The organism is Peribacillus sp. CSMR9, assembly GCF_033141925.1.
GTDB classification, from domain to species: domain Bacteria; phylum Bacillota; class Bacilli; order Bacillales; family DSM-1321; genus Peribacillus; species Peribacillus simplex_A.
Window position 1 is genome coordinate 120,549 of sequence record NZ_JAOPHO010000002.1, and the last position, 17,326, is coordinate 137,874.

Below are 17,326 nucleotides of genomic sequence, written 5' to 3' on the forward strand. Positions count from 1 at the left end.
CGGAAGTCTGTTTTTTATTGGACTCCTTACTCTCAAGCTAGCACATTTGCATGCTGCCCAAGTTTAAATGCTTCATGAAGAGATTCGACCGCCTTCACCATTTCCTTTTCATTGACGACAGTCGAGACTTTAATTTCAGATGTGCTGACCATTTTCACTTGGATGCCTGTATTGGCCATCACTTCAAACATCTCGGCAGCCACTCCTGGATTGGAAACCATACCAGATCCGACGATGGACACCTTGGCCAATCCGCCCTCCGTTTCGACTCGGTCGAATGACAATTGTTCCTTATTGTTTTCCAGTACGATCAAGGCCGCTTGCGTATCTTCACTTTTTGTGGAAAATGATAGATTGGTCGTATCCTCGGCTGTCATGCTTTGAATGATGATGTCCACATTAATCCGGTTTTTCGCAAGTGTCGTGAAAATTGTGGATAATGCACCAAGTGATTGGGGCAATCCATATATTGTGACCCTTGTAATACTGTCTTCAAAAGCAATGCCGCGTACAATTAAGTTTTCTTCCATAGTTGCTTCCTCCTCAATGATCGTTCCTGATTCTCTTTCCATGCTCGAACGGACTTCAAGCGGAATTTGATAATTTTTTGCATATTCTACAGCCCTTGGATGAAGGACGCCCGCCCCTAGGTTGGCAAGTTCCAGCATCTCATCATAAGAGATGGATTGGAGTTTACGCGCGGCTTTTATGTAACGTGGATCCGTAGTGAAAACACCCGTTACATCCGTATAAATATCACATCTATCCGCATTCAGCGCTGCAGCGATGGCAACTGCCGTCGTATCGGAACCGCCTCGTCCTAAGGTCGTGATTTCCCCATTTGCATCGTTCCCCTGGAAACCGGCAACGACCACAATTTTCTTCTCCTGGAGCTGAGCTTGAATCCTCGTGGCATCGATGTTTAAAATCCGGGCATTCCCATGAACGGATTCCGTTTGCATGCCAGCCTGCCAGCCAGTGTAAGAAATGGCTTCATGTCCCTCTTCAATCAATGCCATCGTTAACAGGGATATCGTGACCTGTTCCCCCGTAGTCAATAGCATATCCATTTCCCTCTTGCTCGGTGTTCCGGAAATATCCCGGGCCATGGAAACCAATTGATCCGTGGTTTTCCCCATAGCTGAAACAACGACGACTACCTCATTTCCATTCTTCACTTCCTCGATTACCCTATTGGCAACATTTTTTATTTTTTCTACGCTTCCGACGGATGTCCCGCCGAACTTTTGAACGATTAATGCCATCCTAATGCACCCTCTCTACCTTTTTAGGCAATAAAAAAAGCAATGAGAAATATCTCATTGCTGTGATCACATATCCAATACTGTAAACACAGTGAGATAGCTCTCCAGGGCATAAACCCTGACAATCCGCCATTTATTAAATGTCAGACCAGAAAAACAAGGTATGAGTCTTGTCTTCCTTCGGCGTCATCCCCTTTCAAAACCTTTCATGGAAGCTCATACTTCTCCAGGTTTTTACTCTTGAATTCCGCACCTCTATCAGCACTTTTAAGTTGTCTAGTTAAAAATTCCTTCTTATCATAGCATAGAGAATTGCCTGCAGCAAGATTATTCTTGTAATTTTCTAACGATTCCCTCTGCTACCCCTTTTGGCATGCCAGCTTCCATGATTTCCTCGGCCGTGGCCTCTTTGATTTTCTTCAATGACCCAAAATGCCTTAATAATTGCTTCCTCCGCTTTTCCCCGACTCCCGGAATATCATCAAGCTGGGAGTGAACCGCGTTTTTCCCGCGTAGCTGGCGATGAAACGTAATCGCGAACCGATGCACTTCATCCTGAATTCTTTGCAATAGATAAAATTCCTGGCTCCGTGAATCAAGAGGTACGAGTTCAAGCGGATTTCCAATCATTAATTGTGAAGTCCTATGCTTTTCATCCTTAATGAGACCTGAAATTGGTATATCAAGGCCTAATTCATTCTCCAAAATATCCCTTACAGCTTCCACATGTCCCTTTCCTCCATCAATGATGATTAAGTCCGGAAGCGGCAGCCCTTCTTTCAATACTCGTGAATACCTTCTTCTGACCACTTCACGCATCGATTCATAATCATCAGGTCCCTGGACCGTTTTGATCTTATATTTACGGTACTCCCTTTTTTCCGGTTTCCCATCAATGAACACGACTAATGCGGAAACAGGGTCACTTCCCTGGATATTCGAGTTGTCGAAAGCTTCAATTCGATGCGGGGTGTAGATCCCTAATTGGTTCCCGAGGTTTTCCACCGCATTGATCGTCCTTTCTTCATCCCGTTCAATCAATGAAAATTTTTCCTGAAGGGCGATGGAGGCATTTTCATTCGCCAATTTAAGCATGTCTTTTTTCGATCCCCGTTTCGGGTGAATCGTTTTGACACCTAGCAGACCTTCGGCCATTTCAGCATCCACTGACTCAGGCAGCAGGATTTCCTTTGGTTTAAAGTGATTGGTAATCTCGTAAAACTGACCGAGGAATGTAAGAAGTTCCTGTTCCGGTTCATCATAGACAGGAAAAAGTGAAACATCCCTTTCGATCAATTTACCCTGTCGGACAAAAAATACCTGAACGCACATCCAGCCTTTATCATAGGCAAACCCAAATACATCCCTGTCGATGAAATCGGTCGTCATCATTTTCTGCTTCTCCATCGTAATATCGATGTGGGCAATTTTGTCACGATACTCCTTGGCCCTCTCGAAATCGAGCTCCTCTGATGCCTCTAGCATTTTTTCAGTCAGTTCTTTTTTTATCTCAGTATGTCCGCCATTCAAGAACCGGTTGATATCATCCACCATTTTTTTATATTCCTGTTCCTCAACATCATATACACATGGGGCCAGACACTGGCCAAGGTGATAATAAAGACACACGCGATCCGGTAAGGTATTGCATTTTCTAAGGGGATAGATGCGATCGAGCAATTTTTTCGTTTCGTTGGCTGCAAAAGCATTCGGATATGGACCGAAATATTTCCCTTTATCTTTTTTGACTTTACGCGTAATAATTAGACGTGGATGCCGTTCCGCCGTCAGCTTGATGAAAGGATACGTCTTATCATCCTTAAGCATGACATTATATTTTGGATCATGTTTTTTGATTAAGTTCAACTCTAAAATGAGAGCCTCGATATTGGAAGAGGTTACGATGTATTCGAAATCCTCAATCTCACTCACCAGCCGCAAGGTTTTTCCATCATGAGATCCCGTGAAATAAGAACGGACACGATTTTTCAACACTTTCGCTTTGCCTACATATATGATTGTTCCCTGACGATCTTTCATTAAATAACAACCAGGTTGATCGGGAAGAAGGGCAAGTTTATTCTTTATTTGTTGGTTCATGCATTCAGCCTCCTGTTCTCCCATTTTACAATTATTATATATCAAGATAGCGAAAAAAGCTTCAAGTCCGTAGACTTGAAGCTTTTTTTAGCTATCTTGCTATTACGCGTGTTTTGCAATAAGTTCAGCAAGTGCTTCTTTAGGTTGGAAACCAACCACTTTATCCACCACTTCACCGTCTTTAAGGACGATTAGTGTCGGGATGCTCATCACACCGAATTTCCCAGCTGTTTCTTGGTTTTCATCTACATCCACTTTTACGATTTTCGCTGTATCGCCAATTTCAGTATCAAGCTCTTGAAGAACAGGAGCGATCATTTTACAAGGTCCGCACCATGGAGCCCAAAAATCGACAAGAACTACACCTTCGTTAGTATCTGTAGTGAAAGTTTGGTCAGTTGCATTTACAATAGCCATATATATTTCCTCCTCAAATTTACTCAAATAACTAAAGACAGTATACCATCGTTGCTAGAATCGACGCTAATATTTTGCTTCAGTGGTAGGATGTCCAAAAAAAGAGTAAATATGCAGGCTCAAGCCTTGCCGAATAACACCAAAAAATGAAGGGGCCAGACATGTATCGGCTTTTGCCAAATGTCTTGCCCCTTCATCTTTTTCTATTAAGCGTTAACTTTTAGTTTTTTGAATTCTTCAGTCAGTAATGGAACGACTTCGAAAAGGTCCCCGACAATTCCATAATCAGCTATATTGAATATATTGGCTTCCGGGTCTTTGTTGATGGCAACGATAACCTTGGAGTTGGACATCCCAGCTAAATGCTGGATCGCTCCAGAAATTCCGCAGGCGATATAAAGGTCAGGTGTAACGACCTTACCCGTTTGCCCGATTTGCAAAGAGTAATCGCAATAGTCCGCATCACATGCACCGCGGGAAGCACCTACCGCTCCGCCAAGAACTTGTGCCAGTTCTTTTAATGGTTCAAAACCATCTTCACTTTTCACGCCACGGCCGCCTGCGATGATTACTTTTGCTTCTGAAAGGTCGACCCCTTCACTAGCTTTTCTAACAACATCTTTTATGATTGTGCGTAAATCCTTAATATCCACACTTAATGTAGTTACCTCACCAGAGCGTGACTCATCTTTCGCTAATGGTTCAATATTGTTCGGACGGATTGTCGCGAATATCACGCCATCTGTAACAATTTTCCTTTCAAATGCTTTACCAGAATATATCGGGCGGGTGAAAACGATATTTCCGCCTTCTTCTTCAATGGATGTAACATCGGAGATCAATCCTGATTCAAGTTTTCCAGCCAATTTAGGTGCAAGGTCTTTTCCTAAGGCCGTATGCCCAAAGAAAATCCCTTCTGGCTTTTCCTGCTCGATGACTGCAAGCAAGCCTTGAGCATAACCATCTGAAGTATATTGTTTCAATTGATCATTTTCTACAGCAATAACCCGGTCCGCACCATGCTGGATCAATTCATCACCGAAATTTTTAACACTGTCACCAACTAAAACACCTACGATTTCCCCGCCATCTGCAGCAAGTTTAGCCGCACCGATAGCTTCAAATGATACATTTCTTAGTGAACCGTCGCGAACTTCGCCCAATACAAGAAACTTTCTAGCCATTTATAAAAACCTCCTGTGCTCTATTTTATCTATTTGTCGTGTGTTGTTGTTTTGAAAAGGACCGTTTCGATTAAATCACTTTTGCTTCGCTGCGTAATAATTGAACAAGTTCGCTAACTTGATCACCGATTTCGCCGTTCAATACTTTACCAGCTTCTTTTTTAGCAGGAAGATAGATTTCAATCGTTTTTGTTTTTGCTTCAACATCTTCTTCTTCCAAATCCAGGTCATCCAATTCCAATTCTTCAAGCGGCTTCTTCTTCGCTTTCATGATTCCTGGCAAAGAAGGATAACGTGGCTCATTTAGACCTTGCTGAGCTGTCACTAACAATGGAAGGGACGCTTCGATCGTTTCAGAGTCCCCTTCAACATCACGGATAACGCTTACATTTCCATTTGCGATATCAAGCTTAGTGATTGTTGTAATATAAGGAATATCTAATATCTCCGCAACACGCGGCCCCACCTGACCGGAACCGCCATCGATTGCAACATTCCCCGCAATGATTAAATCGGCATTTTTACCTTTTAAGTATTCGCCTATAATTTTGGCAGTCGTGAATTGGTCGCCATTTTCTATGTCGTCTTCTATATTTATCAATACGGCTTTGTCAGCCCCCATTGCAAGCGCTGTGCGTAATTGCTTTTCAGCCTCTTCGGTGCCGACAGAAATAACCGTTACTTCGCCGCCCTGTGCATCACGCACTTGAATTGCTTCTTCAACAGCATACTCATCGTAAGGATTAATGATGAATTCTGCTCCATCCTCATTAATTTTCCCATTGGATAGTGTAATTTTTTCTTCTGTATCAAATGTTCTTTTCAGCAGCACATAAATGTTCAAGATAATACCTCCCGAATGATTTGAGTTTTGAAGATTATGAATTTTATTGATATATATTATTGTATTCTTCAGGTTTCACCAAAATCCTGCATAATATTTAAAAATAGTTATTTATCTGACGGGAAACATCATTTCCCTTTGAATACCGCTTCCCTTTTTTCAATAAAAGCGCCAATTCCTTCTTGTGCATCAGCCGTATCGAAAGCTTGGCCAAAGAGGACTGCCTCCCTCTCCACACCTTTATAGTAGGAATCATGCTTGGAATAATTTAATAATTCTATAGCCGCCTTTAAAGCGAGTGGGCTTTTCCTGGCAATTTTATTGGCTAGTTCCTTCGCTTTTGGAATCAGTTCTTCATCCGTGAAGGAATGATTTGCCAATCCGCATTGCACAGCTTGGATACCTGTAATCGGTTCACTTGTAAACAGCATTTCCGCGGCCTTTGCCATACCGACATATCGAGGAAGGCGTTGGGTGCCGGCAAACCCGGGGATTAAGCCCAACTGCAGCTCAGGCAAACCTAGTTTTGCCCTTTCGGTTACCAAACGGATGTGACAGGACATAGCCAGCTCCAATCCTCCTCCAAGCGCCGCTCCATGAATGGCTGCAATGACCGGTTTTGGAAAAGATTCAATTTTCTCAAATGCAGCTTGACCATTCTTGGTCAGTTTCTCGAAAGCTTTACCATTTTTCACTTCAGTAAACTCTTTAATGTCTGCTCCTGCAGAGAAAAACCTTCCTTCACCATGAAGAACGACAACCCGTACGGATTCGTCCTGCTCCATTTGATCGAAGGCCTGTGAAAGCTCCCCGATGATTGCCGATGAAAGAGCATTTGCGGGTGCATGATCAATCGTTATAAATGCCACATGATTTTCGACAGAAAGCTTAAGGTATTCCATATCTATCCCTCCAGGCATGTAGTCAAACTTTTTTGATAATTCAATATGTATCACTTCCCGATAAAGCTGGAAGCAGAATTAACCGATTCTTTCGAGGATGGCTAGCCACCCTCTATTTAAATCGTTAACTTTTCAAGCCACAGCCGCCAATTAGAAGGCGGTGAACGTCTGTTGCAAGGTCTGGGAGCGAATACTTTTGCTCATTCATGACCCAAGTCGTCACTGTTTCGTCGATCGTTCCAAAAATCATCTGCCTTGCAAGTAAATTATTTAAATCAGGCAGAAATTCGCCGTTCTCTTTACCTTCTATAATGATCTGATCGATTAAATGTAAATACCCTCTTAACACATCATTAATTCTTAGGCGTAATTCTTTATTAGACTGTCTTAATTCCAACTGAGTGACAATTGCTAAATTCACGTCTTCTGAAAGGTTTTGAAAATGTTTTTGGATGAGCACTTGCAGTTTTTCCGAAGCTGTGGTCTTTCCTTTTAGTTCTTCTTCGATCTGTTCCACAAAATAGCCCATCTTTTCATGGAATAATGATATTAGGATATCTTCTTTATTTTTAAAATAAAGATAAATGGTGCCATCCGCTACGCCTGCCTGCTTGGCGATTTTGGATACTTGGGCTTGATAATAACCGTTTTGGGCAATGACGATAACGGCCGCATCAATAATTTGATTATACTTTGGTCTGTTGCGTTTCACTGGATGTCCCCTTTCAGAAAATGAATGAATCATCATTCATATTTCTATCATAAAATGACGACCCTTTACTGTCAAGGAAAAACTTCTAAGAGTCCTGACATTCCACATGCTCATTGTACAGCCCCCACCCATAGGTTGTCCAGCCGTTCTGAAAACACGGAGCTTCATTCCGCTGCTCCGTCTAAAGGTGGATGCTTGTTTAAGCTTCTTTTCTATCCTCGGATATTTTTTTCTTCTCTTCTTCGATAAGGACTCTTCTCAATATCTTTCCTATCGTCGTTTTAGGAAGTTCTTCCCTGAATTCATAGCTGCGCGGCACCTTATAGGAAGCCAGGTTCTTTCTTGCAAAATCATTCAGTTCTTCTTCAGTGGCCTTGGCATTTTTTTTCAGTACGACATAGGCTTTGACGGTCTCACCGCGATATGGGTCAGGGATACCTGCCACGACTACCTCCTGTATGGCCTCATGCTCGTATAGAACCTCTTCCACTTCACGTGGATAAATATTGAAGCCGCCTGCAATGATTGTATCTTTTTTCCTCTCGACTACATAAAAGAACCCCTGCTCATCCATGTAACCCAGATCGCCCGTTAGCAGCCAGCCATTTTTAAAAGTGCTTTCCGTTTCATCCGGGCGGTTCCAGTAACCTTGCATTACCTGTGGTCCTTTTATGGCAATCTCACCAATTTCATTCGGAGGAAGCTCTTCACCGGTTTCCAGGGATAGAATCACCGAGTCGGTATCTGGCCATGGCAATCCAATGCTTCCTTTTACACGCGGCTGATCCCAGATGAAATTAGCATGGGTAACCGGGGAGGTTTCAGACAGTCCAAATCCTTCAACCAGCTTCCCGCCGGTAATTTTCTCAAACTGCTCTTGGACCTCTAATGGCAATGGTGCAGAACCGCTTATACAGGCATTGATGGAAGAAAGGTCATATTTAGCGATATCCGGATGGTTCAATAGGCCAATATACATCGTTGGCGCTCCTGGAAACATGGTCGGTTTCTGTTTTTGGATGGTTTTAAGCGTTGCTTCAACGTCAAACTTCGGCATGATGATCATGGTGTTCCCCTCCATGACTGAAAGAACCAAGACTGTCGTCATACCGTACACATGGAAGAATGGCAGAATCGCAAGGACCCTTTCCTCACCGCGCTTATTTTTATAAAGCCAGGCATTGCACATTTTCGTATTTGACAGCAAGTTCTTATGGGTAAGCATGACACCTTTAGGAAAGCCTGTTGTCCCCCCTGTATATTGCAAAAGGGCAAGGTCATTATTCACATCGATAGGCTCGGTGACATCTTCGGGGATCTTTCGTTTCATGATTTCGGAAAATAAATGATGATTGCCCGAATGCTCCACATTGATGACGATTCCGTATTGCTTTTTTTGAATAAAAGGATAGATAAGATTTTTCGGGAAAGGCAAATATTCTTTGATAGCGGTTACAATTATATCTTCTATATCCGTTCTTGGAGCGACGGCAGCGACACGGGGAAATAAAATATCCATCGCTAAAATTATTTTCGCTCCGGAATCTTTCATTTGATACTCTAGTTCACGTTCGGTATAGGTTGGATTCGTTTGAACCACGACTCCGCCGGCCATCAATATTCCAAAAAAACTTATGACACCCTGAGGGCAATTAGGAAGCATGACGGCAACGCGATCTCCTTTTTGAAGACCGATACTTCTCAAATAGGCTGCGAACTTTAACGCAGATTCATACACTTCTTGGAAAGTTAATTCTTTTCCCTGGAAATGAATCGATACTTTATCAGGGAATTCTTCGGCTGATTCCTTCAAAAAAGAATAAAGAGGTTTATCTTCGTACGACAAAACAGCTGGTATCTGTTCCGGATAAATAGCTTGCCATGGCTTATTGCTCATTTGCCTCCTCCTTCTGAATATTCCCAATACTCTTTATCATTATAATACAACCGGGATTTTCTTACAATTGCTGAAATTCAGAAAAGTAAGCATAAAAGCTGTTTATGAGTGGTGGAGCAGTCATTATGACTTGTACCTGCCAAGAGGGAATATTTGATAAAACACTAAAAATGAGAAACAAAAAAAGGAGTGTTTTACTCCTTAGTTTTAATTCTATACCAATATTTATATTTTTCTTCAAATCCCAATTTTCCGTACAAGCAAGAAGCAGGCGCATTCGTTTCTATGACCTGAAGATAGGCATTTTTTGCCCCATTTTCTTTACCCCAATGCAATAGATTACGAATGAGTTTTGCACCATAGCCTTGGTTTCGAAAGTTTTCATGGGTAATGATATTGTACAGGCCTATGTATTTGTCTTCCAAAACACCCATTCCACTTGCTGACACGGTTCCACTCTCATCAGTCAACAACATAAAGCATGTTTTTGGAATGATATTCCCTAACATCTTTTTTAGGATGGTTTGATCATGATCATTAACATTACTTAGCAGGCAGAAATGGTGAAACCAGTCATCGTGTAAATGCTCATACTTGATGACATTGGTTTCATTAGGTGATCCTGTTTCTACCAAATTCAATACCTGGACACTTGTTTTACCTTCAAGGACATACCCGGACTCTTCCAGTACACTATCCAAGATGATAGGCTTAGCCTGTGGAGTGATTTTGTACACGGCCATATCATTTCTTGCAAAATATAATTGTTCACAATTCAATATTTTCTTTTTCACATTTTCATTCGATAAATAGATAGGATTGATAGAATTCGCCCGTTTCGTATATCCATCCGCAAATCGGATAACCCAGCCATCATAGATTTGCGTTTGCAGGGCCGGTAAAGCGTTCATCGATAGTTCTTCAATCTTTTGCATCAATTTGGAGCGATTCATGTTCTTCCTCCTCTTCCGAAAAGTCTATTTGACCATTATCATTATACACGCCCCCCTTTTTTTAATAAATTCAAATAAAAGAAGCGGCACAATGGCCGCTTCAATTGAAGAATATCATATAAACGATTCCTAACAGAAAAAAGATTCCGCAACAAACAATTAAGACTTTTGCAAGCTTCTCCACAGTTTTCTCCCTCTCATGAAGGGCATTAAGAAATTCCGGCGCCGATGACAAAAGATAATGCGATAGAAATGATCATCGATAGGAATCCAACTGCCCGATTATCTTTTTGTATCTCTTCATCTATTTTAAATCGAGGAGTCATAAATTCAAAAATGAAATAACCGATCAACAGAAGGACAAATCCGTATACGCCCCAGCCAATCATGGTAAGAAGCGAATTCTGATGGAGGATGGACTGTTGGAATACATAGGCGATCCCAAATATTTTACCGCCAGTTGCCATCGCGACAGAAAGGTTTCCCTGTTTGATTTCCTCCCAGTTCTTGTACTTTGTGACAAGTTCAAAAATGGCTAAAAAAACAATCATGCACAGAATAACGACACTGTATCGAGCAGCTATATATACATATTCATTTTCCCACATGTTCTCCATGGTCCAACTCCCGAATGGTAACTAGCCACCCGGCTTTTGCAGTAGCCGGAATGGCCACTTTCCTTTATTTAAATTCCACCACCGTAACACCTGTTCCGCCTTCACCGGCTTCACCGAAGCGAATCCTTTTGACGGAGCGGTGATTTTTCAAGTATTCCTGAACACCGGACCGGAGAGCCCCCGTTCCTTTACCATGAATGATGGAGACACTCGAATAACCGGCCAAAAGAGCATCATCAACGTACTTTTCCACTCTTGATATTGCATTTTCAAAGCGTTCGCCACGCAGGTCAAGTTCCACGCTAACGTGATAATCCCGTCCTTTTATCGTGGTAAGCGGTTTTATTTCTTTTACTTTCGTTGCCTTGATGAATTCTAGGTCAGACTCCTTCACCTTCATCTTCATGATGCCGATCTGAACCTGCCATTCATTACTTGAGACCTTCTCGATCAAGTGACCTTTTTGACCAAAGCTTACGACCTTCACTTCATCTCCAGGCTTCAAGCTTTTATCCAGCGGCCTCGCCGCTTTATTTGATGTTTTTTTCAATTTTGGCGTCGCGTTTTCAAGCCGTTTTTTTGCATCGATCAGTTCATGCTCTTTAACATCGGCATGCTTTTCCAGACGCAGTTTACGCAAATCGGCAATAATCGCTTCCGCTTCTTTTTGGGCATTTTCAACGATTGCCGCTGCCTCTTTTGCAGCCTTTTCGACCATGGCATCCCGTTCTTCATGATATTCACCAATTTGCTTTTGAAGGTCTTTATGAAGAACTTCAGCTTGTTTCAGGTGATCCGCTGCTTCCCGTTCCTCTTCTTCAGCCTTCTTGCGGCTGTCTTCAAGGGAGGCTATCATATTCTCAACTTTATTCGTATCCTCACCAATATGGCTGCGGGCGCTGCTTATCACGCTTTCTTCCAAACCAAGGCGCTTGGAAATTTCAAATGCATTACTCCGTCCCGGTACACCGATCAAAAGTTTATAGGTAGGACTTAAGGTTTCCACATTAAATTCTACGCTTGCATTAATGACGCCTTCCCGATCATATCCGTACGCTTTTAATTCTGGGTAATGTGTCGTTGCAATCACACGTGCTCCGCGCTTATACACTTCATCCAAAATGGAAATGGCTAAAGCGGCACCTTCCTGAGGGTCGGTTCCCGCACCAAGCTCATCGAATAAAACAAGGCTGTCATAATCGACATTCTTTAGGATATCGACAATATTGACCATATGCGAAGAGAATGTACTTAAGCTTTGTTCAATCGACTGTTCGTCGCCAATATCGGCATAAACAGAGGAAAACACAGCCGTTTCGGAACCATCCAGCGCAGGGATTTGCAGACCGGACTGGGCCATTAAGGTACAGAGGCCAATTGTTTTCAGTGTAACCGTTTTACCTCCTGTATTGGGTCCAGTGATGACGATTGTCGTAAATTCATCACCAAGGAAAATGTCATTGGCCACGACAACATCACTCGGAATGAGCGGATGTTTCGCTTTGAATAATTTCACGCGTCCCTCATTATTCAGAATCGGTTTGGATCCTTTTATCGCTTTTGCATACTTTGCCTTGGCGACAAGGAAATCGATTTGTGCAAGCACTTTGACATTATGAAGCAATTCTGGGGTGAACGCACCGACTTTTTCCGATAATTCGACCAATATCCGTTCTATTTCCTGTGTTTCCTTCACTCGGGTTTCCTGCAGGACATTATTCAGTTGAACGATAGCTTGCGGTTCAATGAACAGCGTCTGCCCAGATGAGGATTGATCATGAATGATCCCTCCATACACACTGCGGTATTCCTGTTTTACCGGGATCACAAAACGGTCATTCCTGATGGTGATGATGGCATCCGATAACATTTTTGATGCGTTGGAAGAACGGATCATGCTTTCTAGTTTTTCCCTGACACGGCTTTCGTTCGTCCGAATCTGGTTTCTTAGGGTACGAAGCTTATCGCTGGCAGAATCCAGCACTTCGCCATGTTCACTTACTGCATACGTAATTTCCTGTTGCAAATCAATCAATGGATGAAGGGAATCGATATATTCCGCTAAAAGCGGAACATCAATTTCCTGCTCTGCGAGTTCATCGAAGAAACGGCTGAGGATCCTGCCGGCACGAATCGTACTTGCAAGTTCCATCAATTCCATCGGCGAGAGCATTCCGCCAATCTGTGCCCTTTTTGCATGTGGACGGATATCAAAAATCCCGCCCAACGGCAAGTTACCTTTCAGCCGGACGATCTTGGCTGACTCATCTGTTTCTTCCTGCCATCTCGACACCTCTTCAAAATCAGTGGAAGGCATCAATTGCTGTGCCTTCTCTTTTCCTATGGAAGAGGATGCGTGTGAGATTAATTGTTCTTTTATTTTATGAAATTCCAATGTCTTTAAAGCTTTATTATGCATGGAGTTAAAGCTCCTCCTTATTTATGGGCAAATAGTTAATCATTTCTCTTTAAAAACGCTAATAATCCATCCTTATCCCTTGCATTAAGGACCGTTGATTCTTTAATCCAGCCCTTTTTCGCCGCCGAGACTCCAACAGGCATATGTTCAAGCATATCGATGCTGTGGGCATCGGTATTGATTACGATCGGAACGCCTGCTTCCTGTGCCTTGCGGAGATGGGGTGGCGCCAAATCCAAACGGTTCGGATTCGCATTCAATTCCAATGCGGTATTCGTCTCGCGTGCTAGTTCGATCAGCATCTCTATATCAACATCATATCCGGTGCGTCTGCCGATAATCCTTCCCGTTGGATGGGCGATGATATCGACATGCGGATTATTCAGAGCCGTTTTTAAGCGCTCCATGATCGTTTCCCTAGGCTGTGAAAAGCTTGAGTGAATCGATGCGATCACCAAATCCAGCTCCGCAAGCAGTTCATCGTCATAATCAAGTGTCCCATCAGGGAGTATATCCATTTCAATCCCTGAAAGAACGGTAAAGTCATCATATTTTTCATTCAGTTCATGGATGATTCGTTTTTGTTCACGTAAACGCTCCACGGTCAAGCCATTCGCCACTTTCAAATATTGCGAATGATCGGTGATGGCCATATAGCGATAACCTTTTGCACGGCATGCTTCAATCATTTCTTCAATCGTATGAGCCCCATCACTCCATGTGGTATGCATGTGCAGGTCACCTTGGATGGCCTCTATAGATATGAGAGGTTCCTTAGCATCATATTGCTCCACTTCCGTTCCGTCTTCACGCAGCTCTGGGGGAATGAATGGAAGGCCAAAATGATTATAAAATTGTTCTTCCGTTTCAAACGTCAGTACATCACCGGTTTCAACCACCTCCACACCATATTCGCTGATTTTCTCTCCGCGATCTTTAGCCAGCTGGCGCATCCGCACATTGTGATCTTTCGAACCGGTAAAATGATGGAGTGTCGTGATGAATTCCTTATCCTTCACAATTCGGAAATCGACAGAAATATCATATTCATAATCAAGCACGACCGATACTTTTGTATCACCGGCTGCAATCACTTGTTTTATGCCCGTTAAAGCAAGCAGTTGATTCTTGACTTCATCGGGATGATCTGTCGAGATGATGAAATCGAGGTCCTTGATCGTTTCCCTCATACGCCGGATGCTGCCGGCTCTGGATGATCGTATGATGCCTTCCATGTTCGCTAGGGCCGTTTCAATAACATCCGCAATCGGCCTCATGAAGGCAAGGGGCAGCCGTTCAGGCCTTGAACCTGCCTCGGCAATTGCAGACAGGATCTTCTCTTCCGTTTTTTTGCCGAAACCGGCAAGCGCCGCGACCCTGCCCTCTTCACAGGCGATTTTAAGATCATTCACATCATTGACATGCAGCTCTTTATGAAGTTTGGCAATTTTCTTCCCGCCCAAACCCTGAAGCTGCAAGAGCGGAATCAACCCTTTCGGCACCTGCTCCTGCAGCTCTTCAAGTACGGTAGATTTCCCCTCATTTATATACTCTTCGATGACAGATGCCGTTCCTTTCCCGATTCCATTTAAAGCGGTAAAGTCTTCGATAGCTGTAAGGCTCCGATCATCCGTTTCCAAGGCGCCTGCTGCCTTTCGGAAAGCTGAAACCTTGAACGGGTTCTCTCCTTTTAATTCCATATATATTGCGATTTTTTCTAATAATTTAATGATATCTTTTTTATTAATTGTCATTTAATTCACCGCCGAAAAAATTAGTAGGGTGTCCCATGTTTACTTTCTTAAAGATACCTTTCTTGGAGGTAAAGTACAAGCAGTCCGATTCTTAACTTTCGAACCAAATTGGAGGGAGATAACATTCAACTACATAAAAAGGGGCCTCCCCCGTTCAAAGTATAGGAATCTAGGACTTTGAGAAAGGGAGGCAGGCCCTCGTATATTGACATTAAGATTGTTTTAATTCATTAAACCAAAGGTCTTTCACTTGCTCGGACAGGAACGGCGTATGTTTCACGATCGTTTCTGCCAGAAAAGATTCCGTTAATGGTTTCTGGATGGAATCCATTGGCAGCATGGCAGCTATATATAATATAATAAACATGATAAGATAGACTTCGAGAAAACCCAATATCCCTCCACCCCAGCGATTCAGCTGTTTTAAAATCGGAAGATGGGTAATGAAATTGAGCATAGATCCTATCATTTGCCAAAGAATCTTGGCAGCAAAGAAAATGATCGCAAAGGCAATCGCATTGTAATACGCCGTTTCAAGCCCGACTGTATCGAAAAACATATTAAGGGTCGAGGAATCACTCATCGTTGGAAACGGGATCCACAATTTCAAATTGGGAGCAAGATCTCCGTAAAATACATATGCGACGATGAAGGCTACTATAAACCCTGTCATATGAACCATTTGTAAAATGAAGCCACGCTTTAAACCGATTAATAAACCGATTAAAAGAATGGCCAGAATTGCTAAATCAAGCATGTACTCAGTCCTTCTCTCTCTTTAATTCCAGTTGAAGCTGGTCTAGTTCATCTTTTAATTTAATATATTCGTGGATGGTATTCACGGCCGTTAGTACCGCTAGCTTGCTTGTATCCAAATATGGATTTTTCATCCTGATCTCTCTCATTTTTTCGTCAACCATCGAAGCGACCAGGCGCATATGACTTGCGCTTTCTGTACCGACGATTGTGTATGGTTGACCGTATATATCAACTGTTGTTTTATTTCGTTTATCGTCTGACAAAATGATGCCCCCAATCTAAACAATCCTAATTCTATCATATCATGAAGTTTTTCGTCACGAAAGATAGTACAGCGTCATTTCTCGCATAAAAACTGCAATAATTTGTCAGATGAAAACGACTCTAGGATGAAAATTACCTGAAAAATAAAATGATGTTAGGAGTTTACCCATTATGTCCCATGTTGTTTTACTTATCAGCCCTGAACAAATAAAGGTGATGAAATCCCATTATTCTTCATCCTTAGCCGCCAAACTGCCGCCAGGGAGCATCTTTTCCGCCAAACCGCCGTTATGTACGGTGACCGCCTATAAATCCGGCAAAGTACTCTTTCAAGGTAAGAATGCCGAAATAGAAGCGGTAAAATGGCAACAAGGTACCACCGCTGCGGCTCCAAAGAAAAAAACGGCATCATCCGCATCAGTCAACGTCCATCGATATTCACCACCTGCAAATATTGGAATCATGTCAGTGATTGGTTCCGATGAAGTAGGAACAGGAGATTATTTCGGCCCGATCACCGTTGTAGCCGTATATGCAAAAAAGGAGCAACTCGCCCTATTGAAGGAACTTGGTGTCCAGGATTCCAAAAACCTGAAAGATCCACAGATTATCGAAATTGCCAAACAGATTAAGGATGTGGTGCCATTCAGTCTGCTCACATGCGACAACCCGAAATATAATACGCTGCAGGCAAAGGGAATGTCACAAGGAAAAATGAAGGCCCTCCTCCATAACCAAGCAATCAAGCATCTCATGCAAAAAATGCACCCGGAACAAGCGGAAGCGGTCCTTATTGATCAATTCGCTCAACCAGATGTATTTTTCAATTACCTAAAAGGCCAAGAACTCTTTCAAGCTAATGCCACCTATTTATGCACAAAAGCGGAAGGCATACACCTAGGAGTGGCAGCCGCTTCCATCCTGGCCCGATATGCATTCGTCAAACGCTTTGATTTGCTGAGTGAAAAAGCCGGATTCAAAATCCCTAAAGGTGCCGGCTTTGCAGTCGATGAAGCAGCTGCAAGATTGATTCATGAAAAAGGAATCGATTCATTGAACGAATTCACGAAAATCCACTTCGCCAATACAGAAAAAGCGAAGCGATTATATCAACAGAAATACCATAAATAAGGGAACAGCCGCTTTTTTATTGATGAAAAACACGTTTTACTCGTAAATTCGCATGCTTTACTCGTGAATTTACACCATTTACTCGTGAATTCACACGCTTTACTCGTG

General features: G+C 42.6%; 15 protein-coding genes and 1 riboswitch. Of the genes, 1 reads left to right on the forward strand and 14 read right to left on the reverse strand.

Going from position 1 to position 17,326, the window contains the following annotated elements; genetic code table 11:
- Positions 1–32 precede the first annotated feature (32 nt).
- The 14 genes from N9I19_RS02430 to zapA form a co-directional block, all read right to left on the reverse strand.
- On the reverse strand, positions 33–1,265 hold the full coding sequence (locus N9I19_RS02430; RefSeq protein ID WP_289319929.1) for an aspartate kinase: 1,233 nt from the start codon (positions 1,263–1,265) through the stop codon (positions 33–35).
- 89 nt (positions 1,266–1,354) lie between these two features.
- Positions 1,355–1,531: riboswitch (Lysine riboswitch) on the reverse strand.
- Between the two features lie 61 nt (positions 1,532–1,592).
- Entirely contained in the window at positions 1,593–3,365 is a 1,773-nt protein-coding gene (uvrC, locus tag N9I19_RS02435; protein ID WP_317776890.1) for an excinuclease ABC subunit UvrC, read from the reverse strand.
- A gap of 102 nt (positions 3,366–3,467) precedes the next feature.
- Entirely contained in the window at positions 3,468–3,782 is a 315-nt protein-coding gene (gene trxA / locus N9I19_RS02440; RefSeq protein WP_061464310.1) for a thioredoxin, read from the reverse strand.
- A 206-nt stretch (positions 3,783–3,988) separates the two neighbouring features.
- Positions 3,989–4,966 carry an electron transfer flavoprotein subunit alpha/FixB family protein gene (locus N9I19_RS02445; protein ID WP_317776891.1) on the reverse strand — a complete coding sequence of 326 codons (978 nt, stop codon included), beginning with the start codon at positions 4,964–4,966 and terminating at the stop codon, positions 3,989–3,991.
- Positions 4,967–5,036: 70 nt separating this feature from the next.
- A complete protein-coding gene (locus N9I19_RS02450) occupies positions 5,037–5,810 on the reverse strand; it encodes an electron transfer flavoprotein subunit beta/FixA family protein (RefSeq protein ID WP_317776892.1) in 774 nt (257 codons plus the stop codon).
- A 128-nt stretch (positions 5,811–5,938) separates the two neighbouring features.
- Positions 5,939–6,712, reverse strand: a complete 774-nt coding sequence (locus N9I19_RS02455) for an enoyl-CoA hydratase (RefSeq protein ID WP_317776893.1) — start codon at positions 6,710–6,712, stop codon at positions 5,939–5,941.
- 124 nt (positions 6,713–6,836) lie between these two features.
- Entirely contained in the window at positions 6,837–7,424 is a 588-nt protein-coding gene (gene fadR / locus N9I19_RS02460; RefSeq protein WP_061464314.1) for a fatty acid metabolism transcriptional regulator FadR, read from the reverse strand.
- Between the two features lie 199 nt (positions 7,425–7,623).
- Positions 7,624–9,321, reverse strand: a complete 1,698-nt coding sequence (locus N9I19_RS02465) for a long-chain-fatty-acid--CoA ligase (RefSeq protein WP_317776894.1) — start codon at positions 9,319–9,321, stop codon at positions 7,624–7,626.
- A 194-nt stretch (positions 9,322–9,515) separates the two neighbouring features.
- Positions 9,516–10,274 (reverse strand): GNAT family N-acetyltransferase, encoded by a 759-nt coding sequence (locus N9I19_RS02470; RefSeq protein WP_317776895.1) that lies wholly within the window; start codon positions 10,272–10,274, stop codon positions 9,516–9,518.
- A gap of 209 nt (positions 10,275–10,483) precedes the next feature.
- Positions 10,484–10,891: a DUF350 domain-containing protein gene (locus tag N9I19_RS02475; RefSeq protein ID WP_061464317.1), complete on the reverse strand. Its 408-nt coding sequence runs from the start codon at positions 10,889–10,891 to the stop codon at positions 10,484–10,486.
- A 64-nt stretch (positions 10,892–10,955) separates the two neighbouring features.
- A complete protein-coding gene (locus tag N9I19_RS02480) occupies positions 10,956–13,310 on the reverse strand; it encodes an endonuclease MutS2 (protein WP_317776896.1) in 2,355 nt (784 codons plus the stop codon).
- 35 nt (positions 13,311–13,345) lie between these two features.
- A complete protein-coding gene (gene polX / locus N9I19_RS02485) occupies positions 13,346–15,064 on the reverse strand; it encodes a DNA polymerase/3'-5' exonuclease PolX (protein ID WP_317776897.1) in 1,719 nt (572 codons plus the stop codon).
- 211 nt (positions 15,065–15,275) lie between these two features.
- Positions 15,276–15,821, reverse strand: coding sequence for a CvpA family protein (locus tag N9I19_RS02490; protein ID WP_061464320.1), 546 nt, complete (start codon positions 15,819–15,821; stop codon positions 15,276–15,278).
- Between the two features lie 4 nt (positions 15,822–15,825).
- On the reverse strand, positions 15,826–16,086 hold the full coding sequence (gene zapA, locus N9I19_RS02495) for a cell division protein ZapA (RefSeq protein WP_048678967.1): 261 nt from the start codon (positions 16,084–16,086) through the stop codon (positions 15,826–15,828).
- A gap of 172 nt (positions 16,087–16,258) precedes the next feature.
- Here zapA and rnhC point away from each other — a divergent pair, with 172 nt between their 5' ends.
- Entirely contained in the window at positions 16,259–17,218 is a 960-nt protein-coding gene (gene rnhC / locus N9I19_RS02500; RefSeq protein ID WP_317776898.1) for a ribonuclease HIII, read from the forward strand.
- Positions 17,219–17,326: the final 108 nt, after the last annotated feature.